Annotated in this window: 14 protein-coding genes; 6 read left to right on the top strand and 8 right to left on the bottom strand. The window is 38.1% G+C overall.

The genetic code is table 11. The annotated features are described in order from the left end of the window. Positions 1-13 precede the first annotated feature (13 nt). From SVZ03_13280 to SVZ03_13255, 6 genes are all read right to left on the bottom strand, one after another. Positions 14-706: a TrkA family potassium uptake protein gene (locus SVZ03_13280; GenBank protein MDY6935180.1), complete on the bottom strand. Its 693-nt coding sequence runs from the start codon at positions 704-706 to the stop codon at positions 14-16. Between the two features lie 5 nt (positions 707-711). Continuing rightward, complete coding sequence (locus tag SVZ03_13275; GenBank protein ID MDY6935179.1) at positions 712-2,091, bottom strand: TrkH family potassium uptake protein; 1,380 nt, start codon at positions 2,089-2,091, stop codon at positions 712-714. A gap of 84 nt (positions 2,092-2,175) precedes the next feature. Next, positions 2,176-2,904, bottom strand: coding sequence for a methyltransferase domain-containing protein (locus SVZ03_13270; GenBank protein ID MDY6935178.1), 729 nt, complete (start codon positions 2,902-2,904; stop codon positions 2,176-2,178). 32 nt (positions 2,905-2,936) lie between these two features. Next, entirely contained in the window at positions 2,937-5,405 is a 2,469-nt protein-coding gene (leuS, locus tag SVZ03_13265; protein ID MDY6935177.1) for a leucine--tRNA ligase, read from the bottom strand. A 50-nt stretch (positions 5,406-5,455) separates the two neighbouring features. Beyond that, positions 5,456-5,908 (bottom strand): PTS sugar transporter subunit IIA, encoded by a 453-nt coding sequence (locus tag SVZ03_13260; GenBank protein ID MDY6935176.1) that lies wholly within the window; start codon positions 5,906-5,908, stop codon positions 5,456-5,458. Between the two features lie 229 nt (positions 5,909-6,137). Further along, complete coding sequence (locus SVZ03_13255; protein ID MDY6935175.1) at positions 6,138-6,284, bottom strand: hypothetical protein; 147 nt, start codon at positions 6,282-6,284, stop codon at positions 6,138-6,140. A gap of 314 nt (positions 6,285-6,598) precedes the next feature. Between SVZ03_13255 and SVZ03_13250 the strand changes: the two genes are divergently transcribed. Beyond that, a complete protein-coding gene (locus tag SVZ03_13250) occupies positions 6,599-8,596 on the top strand; it encodes a chloride channel protein (protein ID MDY6935174.1) in 1,998 nt (665 codons plus the stop codon). Positions 8,597-8,622: 26 nt separating this feature from the next. Beyond that, the gene (locus SVZ03_13245) at positions 8,623-8,856 is read left to right on the top strand and encodes a DUF2892 domain-containing protein (GenBank protein MDY6935173.1); all 234 of its coding nucleotides are present in this window, start codon (positions 8,623-8,625) and stop codon (positions 8,854-8,856) included. Positions 8,857-8,898: 42 nt separating this feature from the next. Here the strand turns inward: SVZ03_13245 and cutA are convergent, their stop codons facing one another. After that, positions 8,899-9,219, bottom strand: coding sequence for a divalent-cation tolerance protein CutA (gene cutA / locus SVZ03_13240; GenBank protein ID MDY6935172.1), 321 nt, complete (start codon positions 9,217-9,219; stop codon positions 8,899-8,901). A 345-nt stretch (positions 9,220-9,564) separates the two neighbouring features. Between cutA and SVZ03_13235 the strand changes: the two genes are divergently transcribed. The 4 genes from SVZ03_13235 (at position 9,565) to SVZ03_13220 (ending at position 14,911) form a co-directional block, all read left to right on the top strand. Continuing rightward, positions 9,565-10,716, top strand: a complete 1,152-nt coding sequence (locus SVZ03_13235) for a peptidoglycan DD-metalloendopeptidase family protein (protein ID MDY6935171.1) — start codon at positions 9,565-9,567, stop codon at positions 10,714-10,716. A gap of 67 nt (positions 10,717-10,783) precedes the next feature. Further along, on the top strand, positions 10,784-12,286 hold the full coding sequence (locus SVZ03_13230) for a hypothetical protein (protein ID MDY6935170.1): 1,503 nt from the start codon (positions 10,784-10,786) through the stop codon (positions 12,284-12,286). A 15-nt stretch (positions 12,287-12,301) separates the two neighbouring features. Then, positions 12,302-13,810 (top strand): hypothetical protein, encoded by a 1,509-nt coding sequence (locus SVZ03_13225; protein MDY6935169.1) that lies wholly within the window; start codon positions 12,302-12,304, stop codon positions 13,808-13,810. 225 nt (positions 13,811-14,035) lie between these two features. Beyond that, positions 14,036-14,911, top strand: coding sequence for a hypothetical protein (locus tag SVZ03_13220; protein ID MDY6935168.1), 876 nt, complete (start codon positions 14,036-14,038; stop codon positions 14,909-14,911). A gap of 81 nt (positions 14,912-14,992) precedes the next feature. Here the strand turns inward: SVZ03_13220 and SVZ03_13215 are convergent, their stop codons facing one another. Next, positions 14,993-16,693, bottom strand: a complete 1,701-nt coding sequence (locus SVZ03_13215; GenBank protein ID MDY6935167.1) for a pyridoxal-dependent decarboxylase — start codon at positions 16,691-16,693, stop codon at positions 14,993-14,995. Between the last annotated feature and the right edge of the window lie 101 nt (positions 16,694-16,794).

Here is a 16,794-nt window from a genome sequence, read left to right as displayed (position 1 = left end):
AAAAAATATTATTTTATTTAATAGCCAGAAATCGTTCTATATCACTATTTTTGCCTATCAAAATCATAATAGAGTTTTCGGTGATAATGTCATCTGCCTTCGGGGGAATTTTTAATGAATTTATTGCCATCTCAGCATCTTCTCTTTTTAATTTATCACTTGAATATTTTAACGCTATTACCTGACAATTAAATCTCGATGTTATATTTAATTCTTTTAGGCTTTTACTCCAGAAACTCTTAGGAGGCATTGCTTCGATAATGCTATAATCCTCGTCTAAAGGCAGGTAATCAACAGCGTTTTTCTTAGATAGTTTATTTGCAAGCCTTACGGCCATCTCTGTTTCAGGATAAATAACTTCCGATATGCCTATCAAATTTAATATCTTGCCATGCTCTTCTGACATAGCTCTTACAATTATCCTTTCAATGCCAAATTCTAATAAATATAAGGATACAAGTATGCTGGGCGACATATCATGGCCAATGCTTACAATCGCGCCATCGAAATCAGTTTCCATTAACGATTTTAATGTATCTTTGTTTGAAGCATCGCCTATAACTGCATGGCTGAGATAATCCATTGATCTCTCAACTAACTCTCTGGAAGTATCAATGCCCAATACCTCACATCCATTTCCCTCAAGTGTTTTAGCAAGGCTAAAGCCAAAATTTCCAAGACCTATTACAAAGAATTTTTTTTTCATAATTATTATCCGATTATAATATGCTCTGTTGGATATTCAATGTATATATTCCTTTTGTTTGAAGTTATTGCCATGATCAGAGCCAGTGGTCCAAGTCTACCGATTAACATTACAAGTGATAGAATTATTTTTCCCATTGGAGGTAATTCTGTGGTAATTCCCATGGAAAGACCGACAGTCCCAAAAGCGGATACACTTTCAAATACAACGGAGACAAAAGAATGTCCTATATCAAAATCTCTTATTATTAGCATTAAAAATATACTTATAGAAAGAAATATAATAGATAAGATAATAAGAGTTGTGCTTTTATCAATTGTATCACGATCTAACGCTCTTCCCCATAAGATTGTCTGATTTCTGCCTTTCAGTTTAGAAAATATCAATAAAGCGATTGCCGCAATAGTAGTTGTTTTAATACCGCCCGCTATTGAGCCAGGTGAACCGCCAATGAACATTAAAATTATTATTAAAAAATGCGTGCTCTCTCTCAATGCAGATATATCAATGGTATTGAATCCCGCTGTTCTGCAGGTCACTGAATGAAAAAAAGAAATCAGAATTGATTCACCTAAACTGATATCTCTAAGTGAATAATTGAGTTCTAACATTAGGATCCCAGCCATTCCAAAACTAATAAGCAGGATGCTTACTATGATTACCAATCGTGTATGAATTGACAACTGTGAAAATATATCAGCAGCTCTTAACCTGATTCCGAACAGCTCATTAAGCACGAGAAATCCCAGCCCGCCGAGTATTATTGCTATTGATATTGATAAATTTACGATAATATTGTTTCTATAACCTTCAAGGCTGTTTGAAAAGGTTGAAAAACCAGCATTACAGAATGCTGAAACTGCATGAAAGATTGAATGTTCTACCGCTTTACCAATTGGAAAATCTCTTATAAATACTGAAAAAAGTATAATTGAGATTATACCTTCAATTATAAAAGTATATTTAAGTACTTTTATAAATATATTTTTTATTGGTACTTTGTCTAATTCACTAAATATGTCCTTAAATGCGAACCTCCATTTGATAGATATATTTCCGCCTATAAAAGACAACAATCCAAAGGAAAAAGTCATTATCCCCAGACCACCTAACTGAATCAGTATAAGTATCATCAATCTACCAAACAGTGTAAAATCAGCTGCGGTATCGAGTACAATCAATCCTGTTACACAAACAGCAGATGTTGATGTAAAAATAGCGTCAATAATAGTAATGCCTTTTATTGTTGCGCAAGGCAAAAGAAGCAGAAGCATACCTCCAATGATGAGAGCAATAAAGCTTAGAATAAACTTTTGTATCGGAGTAAAGGAAATAAATCTCAACTCTTTATCCTTGAACTTGAATTGAAGCTTCTGCTTTGGTATTAAATTTTTCCTTATTTAGAATGATAAATATCCATAATAAATGAAATAACAACTATGATTGTCATAATTATGGTGTAATGAGCGTTATGTCTTTTGACATAGGAATATAATTCGATTGAAGGTCCTATCCAATTCTGTACGGGTTATTTTGATACTGCTAAATCCTGAAGATTGAAGGAGGGGGATTAAATCCTCTTCGGTATAAGCGCCGCTCATACACCAGGCCCAGGCATCAGGTTCTTGTGAAAAATATTCCTCAAGCCTTTCCCGACATGACAGATCAGCCACAAGGAGTTTCCCGTAGGGTTTCATTATTCTATAAATCTCGCTCAAAAGCTTGTTCTTGGCTGGAATGAGATTGAAGGCTCCATTCATCATTATCCAGTTAAAGGAGGAGGATTGGAAGGGCAAGGTATCAGCATCAGCGCAAATCCAGTGCATTGTCTTGATATCCTCAACAAGATGTGAGATAAGCTTCTTGGATTTTAAAAGGATATGATCAATTACATCCAGATTATATATCTGAACAGAGGATGTATATTCCCTATTAAGCGCAATTGAATCAATCCCAATTCCACAGCCAATATTAAGAATGGAATCACCCGCCAATGGCTTTAGATATGAAAGTGGATTTCCACAAGGGAAAAAGGCATACCAACTTTCTATTGGTATCCGATCGATTAAATCCGATGGGTAACCAAGCTCAAGGGCCAACCTCTTACCCTGTGAAACATTAAGATGGCATCTATAATCCTTTTTAAAAAGAAGAGAGTAGTATTTCCGAGTATGAATTTTAATTTCATCATCCTTCATTTTTATATATTAGTATTCTACAGACCATCATACTATTTTACCACAATATTCACCAGCTTCCCGGGAACGAAAATTACCTTTTTAATATCCCTGTTTTCAATCAGTTTACTGATCCTCTCATCCCCCATAGCAATCCTCTCCATATCCTCTTTGGAGATATCAGATGAGACCCTTGCCTTTGACCTGATCTTGCCATTTATCTGAAATACTACCTCAATCTCATCCCTAACAGTAAGTTCATCAATATAATCAGGCCATTTATGATCCACAAGCATCTCCCTATTCCCAATCACCTCCCACATCTCCTCAGCGATATGTGGGACAAAGGGCGACAACATGGGAATAAACTTGCTGAAGACCTCAGATATGACAACCCTACCCCCTTGTGAAGATAGATCTTTCTCATCGATCTGATATATTCTGTTAACCAGTTCCATCATCCTTGCAATGGCGGTATTATACTGCATTCGCTCCTCAATATCTTGGGTCACAATCTTTACCGTGCGATGAAGCTCTATTCGAAGGTCTCTCAGGGCATTATTGAGTTCAAGATCATTGAGATTAAAATCATTCAGATATAAATCGCTGTATTTATTGACAAATCTCCAAATCCTGTTAACAAACCTGAAACAACCCTCAACACCCTTATCTGACCATTCAAGATCCCTATCCGGCGGTGAAGCGAATAGCATAAAGAGCCTCGCTGTATCAGCGCCATACTCTTTAATAATATCATCAGGATCAACTACATTTCCTTTGGACTTGCTCATCTTAGAGCCATCCTTTATCACCATTCCCTGGGTAAGCAACCTGGTGAATGGCTCTCTATGATCTAATACGCCAAGGTCATTCAACACCATAGCAAAGAATCGAGCATAGAGTAGATGCATACAGGCATGCTCTATTCCGCCAATATACTGATCCACCGGCATCCAATAGGCGCTCTCATCCTTAGCAAGGATATCGCTGGAAACAGGAGAGGTATATTTCGCATAATACCATGAGGAATCAACAAAGGTGTCCATGGTATCAACATCGCGTTTAGCTTTTCCTTTGCATTCTGGACATTCCGTGTTGATGAATTCTTCCATAGAATATAATGGCGATCTCGAATCTCCCTTAAAATCAATCTCAGTAGGCAAAATAACCGGCAGGTTATCCTCGGGCACAGGTACTGTCCCGCAACTATCACAATATATGATAGGAATCGGACACCCCCAATACCTCTGCCTTGATATCAGCCAATCCCTTAATCGATAATTGACCTCCCTCTTACCGAATCCCTCCCTCTCCGCATAGTCAGATATCTTCTCGATGGCTTCTCTATTCGGAATATCGGAGAAGGGTCCGGAATTTACACATATCCCATCATCAACGTATGCATCTCTCATTTTATCAACATCAATTGGCGAATCGGGATTATCTATTACAAGCCTTATAGGAATGTCATATTCTTTAGCAAAAGCGAAATCCCTTGTATCATGCGCGGGAACGCTCATAATGGCGCCTGTTCCATATTCCATAAGAACGAAATTCCCCACATACAGGGGCACCCTTTCACCGGTAAATGGATTGATTATCTTTATGCCAGTATCAATCCCCTCTTTCGCCTTCTCATCGGACAACCTGTCTATAAGGGATTGCGATTTGAATCTATCAATAAAATCCCTTACCCCCCTATCCTCAATCCTATCGAGATAGGGGTGTTCCGGGGCAATAACCATATAGGTTACCCCATACACAGTATCCGGTCTGGTAGTGTAAACTGGAAAATCCTCGCCAGACTCGAGCCTAAAATCGATTCGAAGTCCGGTGGATCTGCCAATCCAATTTCTCTGCATCACAATTACCCGCTCTGGCCATTTATCTCTCAACTCATCGTGCCCAGCCAGGAGTTCTTCCGCATAATCGGTTATCCTCAAAAACCACTGATTCAACTCCTTTTGAGTAACTGAGGAAGAGCACCTCCAGCAAAGGCCATTAACCACCTGTTCATTTGCCAGCACAGTGTTACATGTTGGGCACCAGTTTACTGAAGCCTTATTCTTATAGGCCAAGCCCTTTTCGAACATCCTGCAAAAAAGCCACTGATTCCACTTATAATATTCCTTCCTGTGCGTGGCGATCTCCCTTCTCCAATCATAGGAAAAGCCAATACTGCCGAATTGTTTTTTCATATAGGCGATATTCTCTTCAGTCCATGTTAGCGGAGGAATATTATTCTTAATTGCGGCATTTTCAGCAGGCAGTCCGAAGGAATCCCACCCCATGGGATGGAGCACATTATAACCCTTCATCCTCCAGTATCGCGCTATCAGATCCCCTATGGAATAATTTCTCATGTGGCCCATATGGAGTCTTCCTGAAGGATATGGGAACATCTCCAAGAGATAGTACTTTCTTCTATTATCATCCACATCAGTTAGGAATGTCCCTTCATCGCTCCATCTCTTTTGCCATTTTTTCTCAATCTCTTTAAATCTATATTCTGTTTCATTCATGTGTAAATCCCTGTAAATAGTGTGGATATTTGAATATCATTCTCACAAACCTAATCTTCTTCTGAAAGTATATTTATAATCTCCTTGTTAGAATTAGAATTTATTATTCTCTGCTTAATCCTTTGATTCTTTAATTTTGCCATAATATTCGACAATAATTTCAAATAATCCTTATGCTGTCTTTCCCCAGCAGCGACCAAAACCAGCAGATGAACAGGCTTTTTATCAATGGAATCAAAATCGATTCCATGCTTTGAAATCCCAATCGCAAAGGTTATCTCGTTTACGGATTTAATCTTAGCGTGAGGTATAGCTATTCCAAAGCCAATCCCAGTACTCATGATCTCCTCTCTCTCATGCAGCGCCCTTATCAGCTCATCGATGTTACTACAAATGTTGGAATCACTAAAGACATGAGCGAGTTCTGCAATTGCCTTGTATTTGTCTCTGGATTTAATTCTCTTAATATACTTTTGATCTGTAAATTTTACAATAGGTTTCATATCATATGCCTGCCTGCTTAAAATCTATAACTATTATTACCATCTATATTTGAGCCGCAAATAATATGCTACTCACCAAATCTTTTTCTTTAAGAACATGTCAACAATAAAACACTGTTATACCTAATTTTGACTGCGATTACTCATGGTTGCTAATAGTGTTTGTGCGCGCTGTCTTTTCTGCGAATATGGAGATTCCACTTCTTGAGGAAATGTTCATCTGTCAATGCTAACCAATAGTCCCTTTAGCCTCCAGTTTATGGACTCCATGCCAATTGGTTGGAAGGGTTGCCCCACCTTGGGCAAAGGCCTGTGATAGTAACCAAGGTAACAATTCAAGGGGTGTATTGTGTGTTTTGAATCCTGTTCTTTGCATGAAGACTATTCAAACCCTCTTTCCAATAGAAGATACACTTTTTGGGCTGTTACTCTCTCTAATATATTGATTTTATGAGTATATTGGAATTTATAATAAAAGTATTTATCATTGACATTTATTTCTTGAATATACTATTTAACTGAATATATATTTATAGATTGTAACTGCTCAATAAAGCAAGAAATATTTATTAAAGAAAGATTATTCATTAATCTACAGATTCCACTATTTCAATAAAAATGAAAAATCAACTTAGAAGTGTATATCTCAGCCTCTTTCCCAGAGTCTCTTCATTAATAGAGCGAATAAGGATGACTGAACATACATTTATGTTAATCATTGCCACAATAATTGGCATCTTTTCCGGATTTGGAGCGATACTTGTTCGTGCCATGATTAAGTTAATATCTGACATCTCTTTTGTCGGAGGTGCAAATCTATTGGAGAGCATAACCCTTACGCCATGGTATATGAAAATACTAATTCCAATGATTGGAGGACTTGCGGTAGGGCCTATTATACACTTCTTTGCGAAAGAAGCAAAAGGACACGGGGTTCCAGAGGTTATGCAGTCAATCCTGATGAGAGGTGGAACAATAAGGGCAAGGGTCGCTTTGGTCAAGGCAGTGGCTTCATCAATCACAATTGGCACAGGGGGGTCTGTTGGAAGGGAGGGACCAATTGTCCAGATAGGATCCAGTATCGGATCAGCTGTTGCACAACTGTTTCGAGTATCCAGTCAAAGAATGAAGACCCTCACTGCCTGTGGCGCTGCAGCAGGTATTGCCGCGGCCTTTAATGCTCCCATTGCAGGCGCCTTTTTTGCTATTGAAATATTATTACGGGATTTTGGGTTTTCTCATCTATCCCCAATTGTAATATCTTCCGCAATGGCAACGGTTGTATCCCATTACTTTGAGGGCGACTTCGCCGCCTTTCAGGTGCCTTCCTATCATCTGACAAGTCCTTATGAGCTATTATTCTATCTTATTCTCGGGGTTATTTGCGCTCTTATTTCATACTCATTTATTAAGATCCTATATTTCTCAGAGGACTTCTTTGACAACCATTTACGATTTCCGGAATATCTGAAACCTATGATTGGCGGAATTTCAATCGGTATTATAGCGATATACTTTCCTCAAATAATGGGAGTTGGATATGAATCAATAAATGATGCCTTGCATGGCAAAACGATCTGGCATCTGGCATTGATATTAATATTTATAAAACTATCAGCAACATCATTAACACTCGCTTCAGGAGGTTCAGGCGGCATATTCGCGCCCTCCCTCTTCCTTGGGGCTATGGCTGGATGCGCTTTCGGTTCCTTTGTCCACGCACACTTTCCTTCAATCACTGCGGAGGTAGGGGCCTATGCCCTTGTAGCGATGGGAGGACTTGTGGCCGGCACAACGCATGCCCCGATTACCGCTATTATTATCGTTTTCGAACTGACTAATGACTATCAGATTATTCTGCCACTGATGATAACCTGCATAATCAGCACAATACTCTCCTCAAAACTATCGAGGGAATCCATATATACCCTGAAGCTCTTGAAACGGAATATTAACATTAAGGATGGTGCTGAGATCAATATAATGAAATCGATCTTTATTAAGGATATCTATTCAAATCATATTGAGACAATTCCAGAGAAGAATAATTTTAATGACGTAGTCAACAGAGCAATATCTGGCAAACTTCCCTATTTTATTGTTATAGATAAAAAGGGTATGATCTCAGGTATTATCTCACTCCATGACATTAAGGATCTACTTTTCGAGAGGGATACCCTTAAGGATGTTCTCATTGCAAGGGATATTGCTGTTAAAGATGTAGAAACGGTATTCCTGAATGATAACTGCCAAACAGCGTTGGAGAGGATGACAGCATTGAATTTAGAGGGATTACCGGTGGTGTCCCCCTCTAATCCTCACAGGATACTCGGCATGATTTGGCGTAGGGATATACTCGACGCCTACAATAAAGAAATTGAACGTCGAGATATTACCTCGACATTTGCTAGCAGAATAACAATGAAGAATATAAATGGGAATGTTCATTTCATGGAGGGATATTCATTAGCCGAGATCCCGCCCCCAAGGAAATTCATTGGAAAATCGATTAAGGAGATCAATATACGAGCTAAGTATGGTGTTGATGTTCTATTGATCAGGAATAACACGGATCAGGGTTCCAAGATAAAGGCGATTCCAAGCCCTGATTATATCATCTCCTTTAATGATTCCCTCGTGATTGCTGGAGAGATCGGGAAGATAAACCTCCTTAAGGAACTCTCATGATGATGCTCTACTATTAAGGATAAATCATGAAGAAAAATGTGAGTCCAGAAGACAGCTATATAAGATTTCTAGTAGGAATGTCATTTCTACTCAACATCATTATTCTCAATCCAGGGGTCATCGGCTTTATAATACTTCTGACCCTTGGATTAGTCATGATCTATAGTTCCCTTAGCAGATATTCCATACTATACGAGATACTGAATATCAATAAATGTGAGGATACTTGTAAGGATGATGCTGAGGTGGAGGACCAATAAAGTCATTGGTTAAGGCAGATGAGCGATCCGTCCTCAATGCAACTAATTCTGCGTATTCTCCTCGATCCAGTTGAGATAGGGTTTTAATGCTACAGTTATAGGCAGAGAGATTATCTCTGGAAGATCATATGGGTGAAGAGAAACAATCTCAGCGCTTACTTTATCAAAGAGCGCCTTTCTGCTCTTGATGAATAGGAGATATTCTTCATCATCACAGATATCTCCCTTCCATTTATATATCGATGATACACCGCTATTGATATTCACACAGGCGGCAAGACCTTCCTCAACAAGTCTTTTAGCAATGGCTATACCATCATCCTTTGAGGGCACAGTGCATAGAATAACTATAAATTTACTCAACTCTTTCCTCCTCTCATTTATTCAGACTTATGATATCCCGGATTCTCCTCATTTACTTGTACTGGGATGAGTCCGGACATATACTCATATGTAACAATCCCTTCAGGTTTGAAGGGATATTATAATTTCATCAAGCAAAATATTGTTGATAACATTTATACTCGTAAAATTATAAAAGAAGTTTACCCTAAACTTCAATATAGGTGAGTAATAGAGATACTAACTGAATTATTTGATAAGATGGTATTGACTTTTAATAATCAAACATAATAAGTGTAACTGATGCTCAATGATTATGAATTAAAGCGCCCTTTGAGATATCTATAATAATTGTATTTATTTCTAATGATGATAAAAACGATTCTTCTTTTCCTGTTATTATTCAATATCGATTATAAAATTCCTCAAAGGGGGAATAGCGACAAGCAGTGTTTTATAATCGGCAACAACACCCTGCAGAAGATCTATTATTCCACAAGCTCAAACTATAGTCTTAATCATAGCGGGAACAAGGCCTTTGACAATGACAGGAAGTCTTCCTGGCTCTCCCAAAGGGATGGAGATCATTGGATCGAAATTGATTTCGCTACCAAAAGACTCATGAGTAGAATAGTTGTATATTCTGGAAGGAAGGATAACTACAGGGCAGTAAAATATTGTATACTCCAATTCATTCATAATGATGAATGGTTCGATTATGCCACCCTCAATTTCGAAGAGAACAATAAAAATTGCATACTCGGATTCTTCTTTCCAAATCGAAGGGTCTATAAGGAGAGGGTTGAATTCGATCTCTGCGGTGTGGATGCAAGCGCCTTCAGAATATTTATACCGGCCAGCGCCACCTATGATGGTTATGCCGCTATAGCTGAGATTGAGACCTACATCGGGATGAATAATCTGAAATGCTATGACGAACGACTCATGGGCCTGAGGTTCCCAATAAATAATGGTTTCCTTCCTACCATGGATTCCAGTTATCCTAATGCCCCGCGTGAGTATAGAGGCGGGAAACATGTTGGTTTGGATATTTATTATTATCACTCAGAAGATTCTTATGATCCGATTGGAGTTGATAAAGAGACGCCTGTGATTGCGGCGGACAATGGCATAATTTTAAGGGCGGATTGGAACTATATACCCATGTCCGTTGAAGAATGGAAGAATCAGTCTGAGTATTATAAAAGACATCCCTGTACCTTTGTCAAGAGGTCCTTTGGGGGAAGACAGATATGGATCGACCATAGGAATGGAGTTATTAGTACCTATAACCACCTTTCCCGAATAGATAAGAAGATAGTAAGGGGCGCTAATGTTAAGAAGGGTCAAAGGATTGGCTGGGCTGGGAATTCCGGCCTCCTGGGTGAGGCTGAAGGTAAAGATTATGGCATCCACCTACACTTTGAAATATGGGTAGATGGACAATACTTGGGATATGGGATGAATATAAAGGATATACGGAAATACTTCACATGGATCTTTTCTATACACCAATAGTTGGGATTGTTGTTCTCTCCTATTACTGTACTGATCAAGATTGAATGCATTGAATATATTGAATATAATGAAGAGATATTTATTTATAATACTACTTGTATTTATTATTGAGAATCCCCTATACGCATCAAAACCTCTTTTAGGTATTATTGGATTCGATAGCAAAACGCCTGGAATATCGAATGCATCAAATATCCTGGAGAGGCACGTAATTGATATTGTTAATTCAACAGGCATCTTCGATGTGATCAATACATCCCTTCTGAAACATGAACTCAACAAATTTAAGTGTCTGGATGAGGGCTGTATACTCCGATTTGCAATGGAGGCTGGATTGCATATGATAATCAGATGGCATATTGAGGATTGCGGAGAGGATCTCATAATTGAATTAAAATCATATGGTATTTGCGCCCCCTACTTTGGTAGAATAATCTATAAATATAGAATAATGATACCCCTATCCCTGTCAGGGATATCAACTCGGCTGAGCCATATTCTTGAGGAGCATGTCTCACATTTTTTCTCAAGGTTACTGCAGAAATATACAGCTCAGATCTTTATCAAAAGAGAGAAAAATGGGGTGCTAGCATTAGATGTTCATGAGTTCATCACAGGGGCCTTTACCCTCTATAGATACGATAACGCCGCTATTAAGGAGGATCCACTTGGGATATTTAAACCCATTGGTAAATTATGGGTGAAGGAGAATATTGTAGTCAAAAGGGAATTGAATGCTGAAGCGATATCCTCAAGGGATTTTATCCTTATTTCCTATAATAACCAGTCTAGGTTTCTTAAGGATTTTTACTATGGAAGAAAAAAAGAGATCGTTTTTGAGGAGTCCTCTGGCGCTGACACATTTCTTGAGATTCTCTTCACACCAATAGCAAGCGCATTGATGCCCGTTATAGCGCCTATCGGTTATTATACATACGGAGATTTTAGGGGGTTATCCCTATGGATTGCGAATACCCTTCCCTATCTATATATTGAATACTACGGCCTTGCCAACCGACCAGAGGATTTTCGTGACGACAAAAGGAACATTTCAAAGAATACACTTGCCTGTAATCGCTTCGCTATCTATATGCTCTTTTGTGGTGGGATTTCCCTTGTTGCGGATCTATTTTCGCATCGCCACCTTGCCCTTTCGTCAGATTATTATGGCAGACACCCATACATGGGGAATAAGCTCTCAGCTGCATATCTTTCATTAGTATCAGGTGGTGGGGGGCATTTCTATAGGGGATACAGGTCATGGGGATATCTATATTTTCATCTTAATAATATTCTATTATATTTTACAATAAGGGAATTCTCCAGAGGGGAGCGATATGACATATCGACTAATTCTTATAATAAAGAAGAGATAAATGAGGAGAAGGGGTATACCTTGCTTGGACTATTCGGTTGTGTAAAGATAATGGAGATAATACATGTTCTCTATCTAAAAGATAATATTCGGAATAGGGGTATATTGGAGGAGTGTCTCAATCTTGAACCTGAAATATATCTTGATAGGGAGATGAATATCAATATTAACGCAAAATATACCTATAGATTTTAATCTGCATCAACCTATATGCTATACAATAACAATAAAGTACAGAAATGTTTGTTATCCCTTTTGGTTATCACCCTTATTGGGATACATTCCAGGGCCGCCTTAGCTAACCTCAATAATAGATACACACCCCCCAGGGTTGTTGTATTCAGTAAAAGGCAGAAGAATATAACCATAAACGCCCTTACAGATAAGTCGGTTGAAAGCATAAAAAATGTTTTTAACGAACTTGGCAGATTTTTACCTATTGATGACACGCATATTCAAGAAGCCATAGAAAAGAGTAAACTAGAGGATATCGCAGAAGGGGATTATGACAGCCTTGCAAAGATATTGAGGGCAGATATCTATATGATAGTTTCAGTCACACAGATAATGGACCTATGCCTTGCCGAGGCCAGGGTTATCCCAAGGAATCCGGATTACAAGCTTTTAGAGAAAAGAATTCGAGTAAGAAGCAGGATAATGATGAATATCCCCATGAAGCTTGGAAGAGAGATCGCCTATATGCATAAAAATCTACCCATAAGGGCAGGGATCATAAAAAATTATGATAATGGTCTATCACTTATCAATGTTGGTCAATGGCACGGGATTGATAAATCTGAATACCCTACAATCCAAGGCGATTTGATTGAGGTGATTCAATTGGGCAGGTTGGAATCAATTGTAAGGATAAAGGGAAGGAGGAGAAAGGCAGGCGAACTAATATCGATTGAAGTATTTCCAGACATCAAAAGGATCATTTGCGAGAGGGAAAGCAATATATCCAGATTAACCATAGATAAATATGGACTGGAGAATACCCTATTATTGAGTAGGAATCCTGGGAAGAGGATGATTGAAGGGATATGTATAGTGAATATGGGCAGCAATATTTGCATCCCTGGATATGGGGCATTCCTATCAACCAATTATCTGGGTTTCAATAATCATTCATCAGATATAGGCGGAATAGTTGTTTCAACTGGAGCAATATTAACCCATATCTCTCTACCCTGGATCATTACAGGTTTTAAGATCAATCCCCTCCCATGGGAGGATGACAGCGATAGGGATCAAAACATGAAGAATATTCATATATTCTTATGGGCTACACTCCCTGTAATATTCTCAGTAGCCTACATGGACCAACTGGCCTACCAATTTAAAAAGAATGAGTTGCTTCCGCCCTACTTTGGGAATAACAATGCTACAGCTCTCCTCTTCTCAGCATTTATTCCGGGTGGGGGTTTGTTCTATAAGGGTCATAGGGCCCTTGGCTGGGGTTTTTACTTCTCTGAGATGTTTTTGGGTGGATACAGCCTATATTATAAGGATTCCAAGAAAAAGGGTTCAACCACCCTGATAGCCTTAGGGGTAATAAAGCTTTTTGAATTTATAAGCGCTTATTATATCAAACCATCCTATCGATTCTATAACATTGAGATGGAAAGGGAGTTCCAAAGGGTATCACTGGATCTTCGATTTGAAGAGGGTAATGAAGGCGATAATATAATAAGTATTTCAATACCCTACAGGTATTAGTTTTATTCCACTTTTGGTGATCCTAAAGAACATTTATTCTCTCAACATCTGAGGCACACAAGAATGTGGCTTGATCTTTTTGGATAGATCTATTATATTGAATTATCAAATAGGTTTAGATTCTCCTCTAAATTAAGGGAGCTACAGCTAAAAAAGAATCAATTTTCTGCCTGTAGATTCCGATAAATATTAGAGAATTACATTAAATTTAATGGGATATGCCAGATGAAAAATAAGAACACTATAAATAATATACTAATTGCCACACTGATCCTGCTGTCAATCGTTATCAGTATATTAGCATATAATTTATATGCCCAAAAGGAAGAGAAGAAAGCGGTAGCAGTAGAGGAAAAGAAGGAGGAGGGAAAACCCTGGGAAAGAGAAGTAACAGGATGGAGGATAAAGGATTTCAAGCCCTATATTAAGGCTATGAAGGATCTTGAAAAGCTTACTCTTGAATATGCTGAAAATGTGTTAAGGATCTCCATTGATGAATTCTCCACAGGTATAGACATACTCGAAGATATGGAATTTGAGGTTTTGAAATTTAAACAAACCAATAAAGAAAAAAATATGCTCAATGAAAGATGGTATTGGCAGGAGATAGATAGAAAGAATCGTGAAAGAAGGCAGATATCATTGATGAAAACAGAAGCCAAGATGAAATCAATAACCTACTTCGTCAAGGCAATCAATCATCTGGATGATATTCAGTCAGGAGAGGTTAGGAAGAGGCCCGAGTTTGTCAACTTTCAATCACGGTTGTATCAGGTATACGTATCTACTCAATATGATCTGCATAACTTTTTACCCTGTATACCAATTCTCGAAAGATACATCGCTATCAGGGATGAAAACAGAAAAGATCCATGGGCTTATAAATATCTTTCAAGCTGTTATGCATTTATGGAAGCGGTACTCAATAAGTACAGACATGCATCTGAGGAGAAGATTACTCAATACAAACAGAAAAAAAACAGATATCTCCTTCAGGCAGCGGAACTAAAATATGGCGTAGATTCTGTTCAGTATAAACATCTGCAAGAGATAGTTGAAAGGGATGAGAAGAGAACTGAGAGACTGAATGATTTTCAGTAAGAGGAATATCCTTGTGTTAATCTATATTCTTCTAAGGTGCTAGTTCTTAATTTTGACTCGATCCTCATCAAAACTAATTCATTAAAAACGACTAGATGTGTATGATTTGTATATCTTTAATCCCAACTGATTGTGCTCGTTTATTATCTCCTCCATAATCTCAGGCGTCAGTAGGGGATTTATTGTAATTGCACGAAGAACCACTATCCTTTGGGGAGAATATTTCGTTGATTCAAGAACAGTCCTTGATACAAAGCTATTATCCTCCTGCCTAATCTTTCTATGCAACTCAATATTGAGTTCATTTAGTGTCGTATTTATTTTATCCACCCTTTTTTGAAGTTTATTCCTTCCTTGTTTCCCTTGTACCGCTATCTCCTGAAGGAGGGAATCCAGTTCCTTCTGAATTTCCTCTGGGACAAACCTATAATTGTAGATAAATAATTCAGGTTGGTTTATAGGTTCAAGGTTGCTATTCTCTTCAATAATTCTCCTCAAATAATTGATATTGTCAAATGCCTGCTCCAAGAGTAGCTTGAATCCTTCTGTGCCAAATATCTTTAGGGTAGACCAGGGTTTAAGGCAGGAGAATGGTCTGGAACCTTCGACAGTAAATCTTCCCTGATCAACTGAATCCGCTCTAATAATATACTCTGAAGTGTGCTTTAAATAATCGAGCGCCGTCTCCTCTTTAAATAGTATCAATCCCATAGATAGGGGAGTATAGAGAAGTTTATGAGCATCAAAGGTTACTGAATCAGCTGATTCTATTCCATTTAGCAGGAAACGATATTGATCAACAAGAAGGACAGCCCCACCCCAAGCAGCATCTACATGAAAAAAGGTATTATATTCATCGGCTATTTTCCTAATCTCAACAAGGTTATCAATATTTCCGGTTTCTGTGGTGCCGGCAATGCCAATGAGTGAGATGATCTTTGTCCTATCCTCTCCGTCTTTATTCATCTCTTTGATCTCATAGCAGGTCTGTCTTAACTTATGAATATCAATCTTATTATCTGAATTAACCGGAATCTTAATAATATTATTCTCACCTATCCCTATGATCCGAGAAATCTTATCAAATGAATAGTGACCCCTGTTAGAAACAATTATCACAGCCCTATTGTAATTATAATGTCGTAATGCCTCATATACGCCAGCCTTCCTAATGCCTGGGAATCTGCCCTTTGGGGGAAAGGCCTTATTCCTTGCCACAAGCATCGCTGTAAGATTCGCTATAGTCCCGTCAAGTGTAACATTTCCCAGGGCCACATCAGGATTCTGGATGTGTCTCTGATAAAAATTTGAAGAGCGATTAAAGATCAATTTATGTATCCACGCTACAAGTTCACGTTCAACAAAGGTGGATGCCTTTGCTGTTTCTATCTTAACTTGATTCTGATTAAGCGCGGCTATTATCATCTCAAGGAGTATCATAAAATATGGTATTGCGCTTGTCATGTGACCAATATAATAGGGGCTGCCTACCTTCACGGAATGAGCTATTATCTTGTCTTTTATTTCGGATAAAATATCCTTCAATAATTGTGGGGATTTAGGAATCTGAATATTTGAGAATAGCTTTGACAATTCAGGAAGTGATATCTCGCTATGTATTCCACCCTTTTCAGTAAAAAAATTATGAATAAGATTCAATAATTCATAACCGAATTCCAAAAATTTATCCGGAGAATCCGGCATAATAAATAATTTCCTCAAATGCTCAATATCAGCCTTTATGACATCCTTTCTATGAACATCCTTATCAAGAAGCTTCATAATATTTATATCTCTCTCATGAAAAATACTTTTTAAACAGGATAAACCTGAATAATTATCCTCTCAATGGAAATGACTGATGAATTACTAACTCTTACTAA

The organism is Spirochaetota bacterium, from assembly GCA_034190085.1.
GTDB lineage: Bacteria > Spirochaetota > UBA4802 > UBA4802 > JAFGDQ01 > JAXHTS01.
This window is presented reverse-complemented; position numbering and strand designations above follow the sequence as displayed.

Bases quoted from the DNA above. Each gene is read 5' to 3' on its own strand.
- SVZ03_13280 (MDY6935180.1), bottom strand. From the start codon at position 706: ATGAAAAAAAAATTCTTTGTAATAGGTCTTGGAAATTTTGGCTTTAGC.
- SVZ03_13255 (MDY6935175.1), bottom strand. From the start codon at position 6,284: ATGCAAAGAACAGGATTCAAAACACACAATACACCCCTTGAATTGTTA.
- SVZ03_13225 (MDY6935169.1), top strand. From the start codon at position 12,302: ATGCTATACAATAACAATAAAGTACAGAAATGTTTGTTATCCCTTTTG.
- SVZ03_13230 (MDY6935170.1), top strand. From the start codon at position 10,784: ATGAAGAGATATTTATTTATAATACTACTTGTATTTATTATTGAGAAT.
- SVZ03_13215 (MDY6935167.1), bottom strand. From the start codon at position 16,693: ATGAAGCTTCTTGATAAGGATGTTCATAGAAAGGATGTCATAAAGGCT.
- SVZ03_13270 (MDY6935178.1), bottom strand. From the start codon at position 2,904: ATGAAGGATGATGAAATTAAAATTCATACTCGGAAATACTACTCTCTT.
- SVZ03_13235 (MDY6935171.1), top strand. From the start codon at position 9,565: ATGATGATAAAAACGATTCTTCTTTTCCTGTTATTATTCAATATCGAT.
- SVZ03_13245 (MDY6935173.1), top strand. From the start codon at position 8,623: ATGAAGAAAAATGTGAGTCCAGAAGACAGCTATATAAGATTTCTAGTA.
- SVZ03_13220 (MDY6935168.1), top strand. From the start codon at position 14,036: ATGAAAAATAAGAACACTATAAATAATATACTAATTGCCACACTGATC.
- SVZ03_13250 (MDY6935174.1), top strand. From the start codon at position 6,599: ATGACTGAACATACATTTATGTTAATCATTGCCACAATAATTGGCATC.
- leuS (MDY6935177.1), bottom strand. From the start codon at position 5,405: ATGAATGAAACAGAATATAGATTTAAAGAGATTGAGAAAAAATGGCAA.
- SVZ03_13260 (MDY6935176.1), bottom strand. From the start codon at position 5,908: ATGAAACCTATTGTAAAATTTACAGATCAAAAGTATATTAAGAGAATT.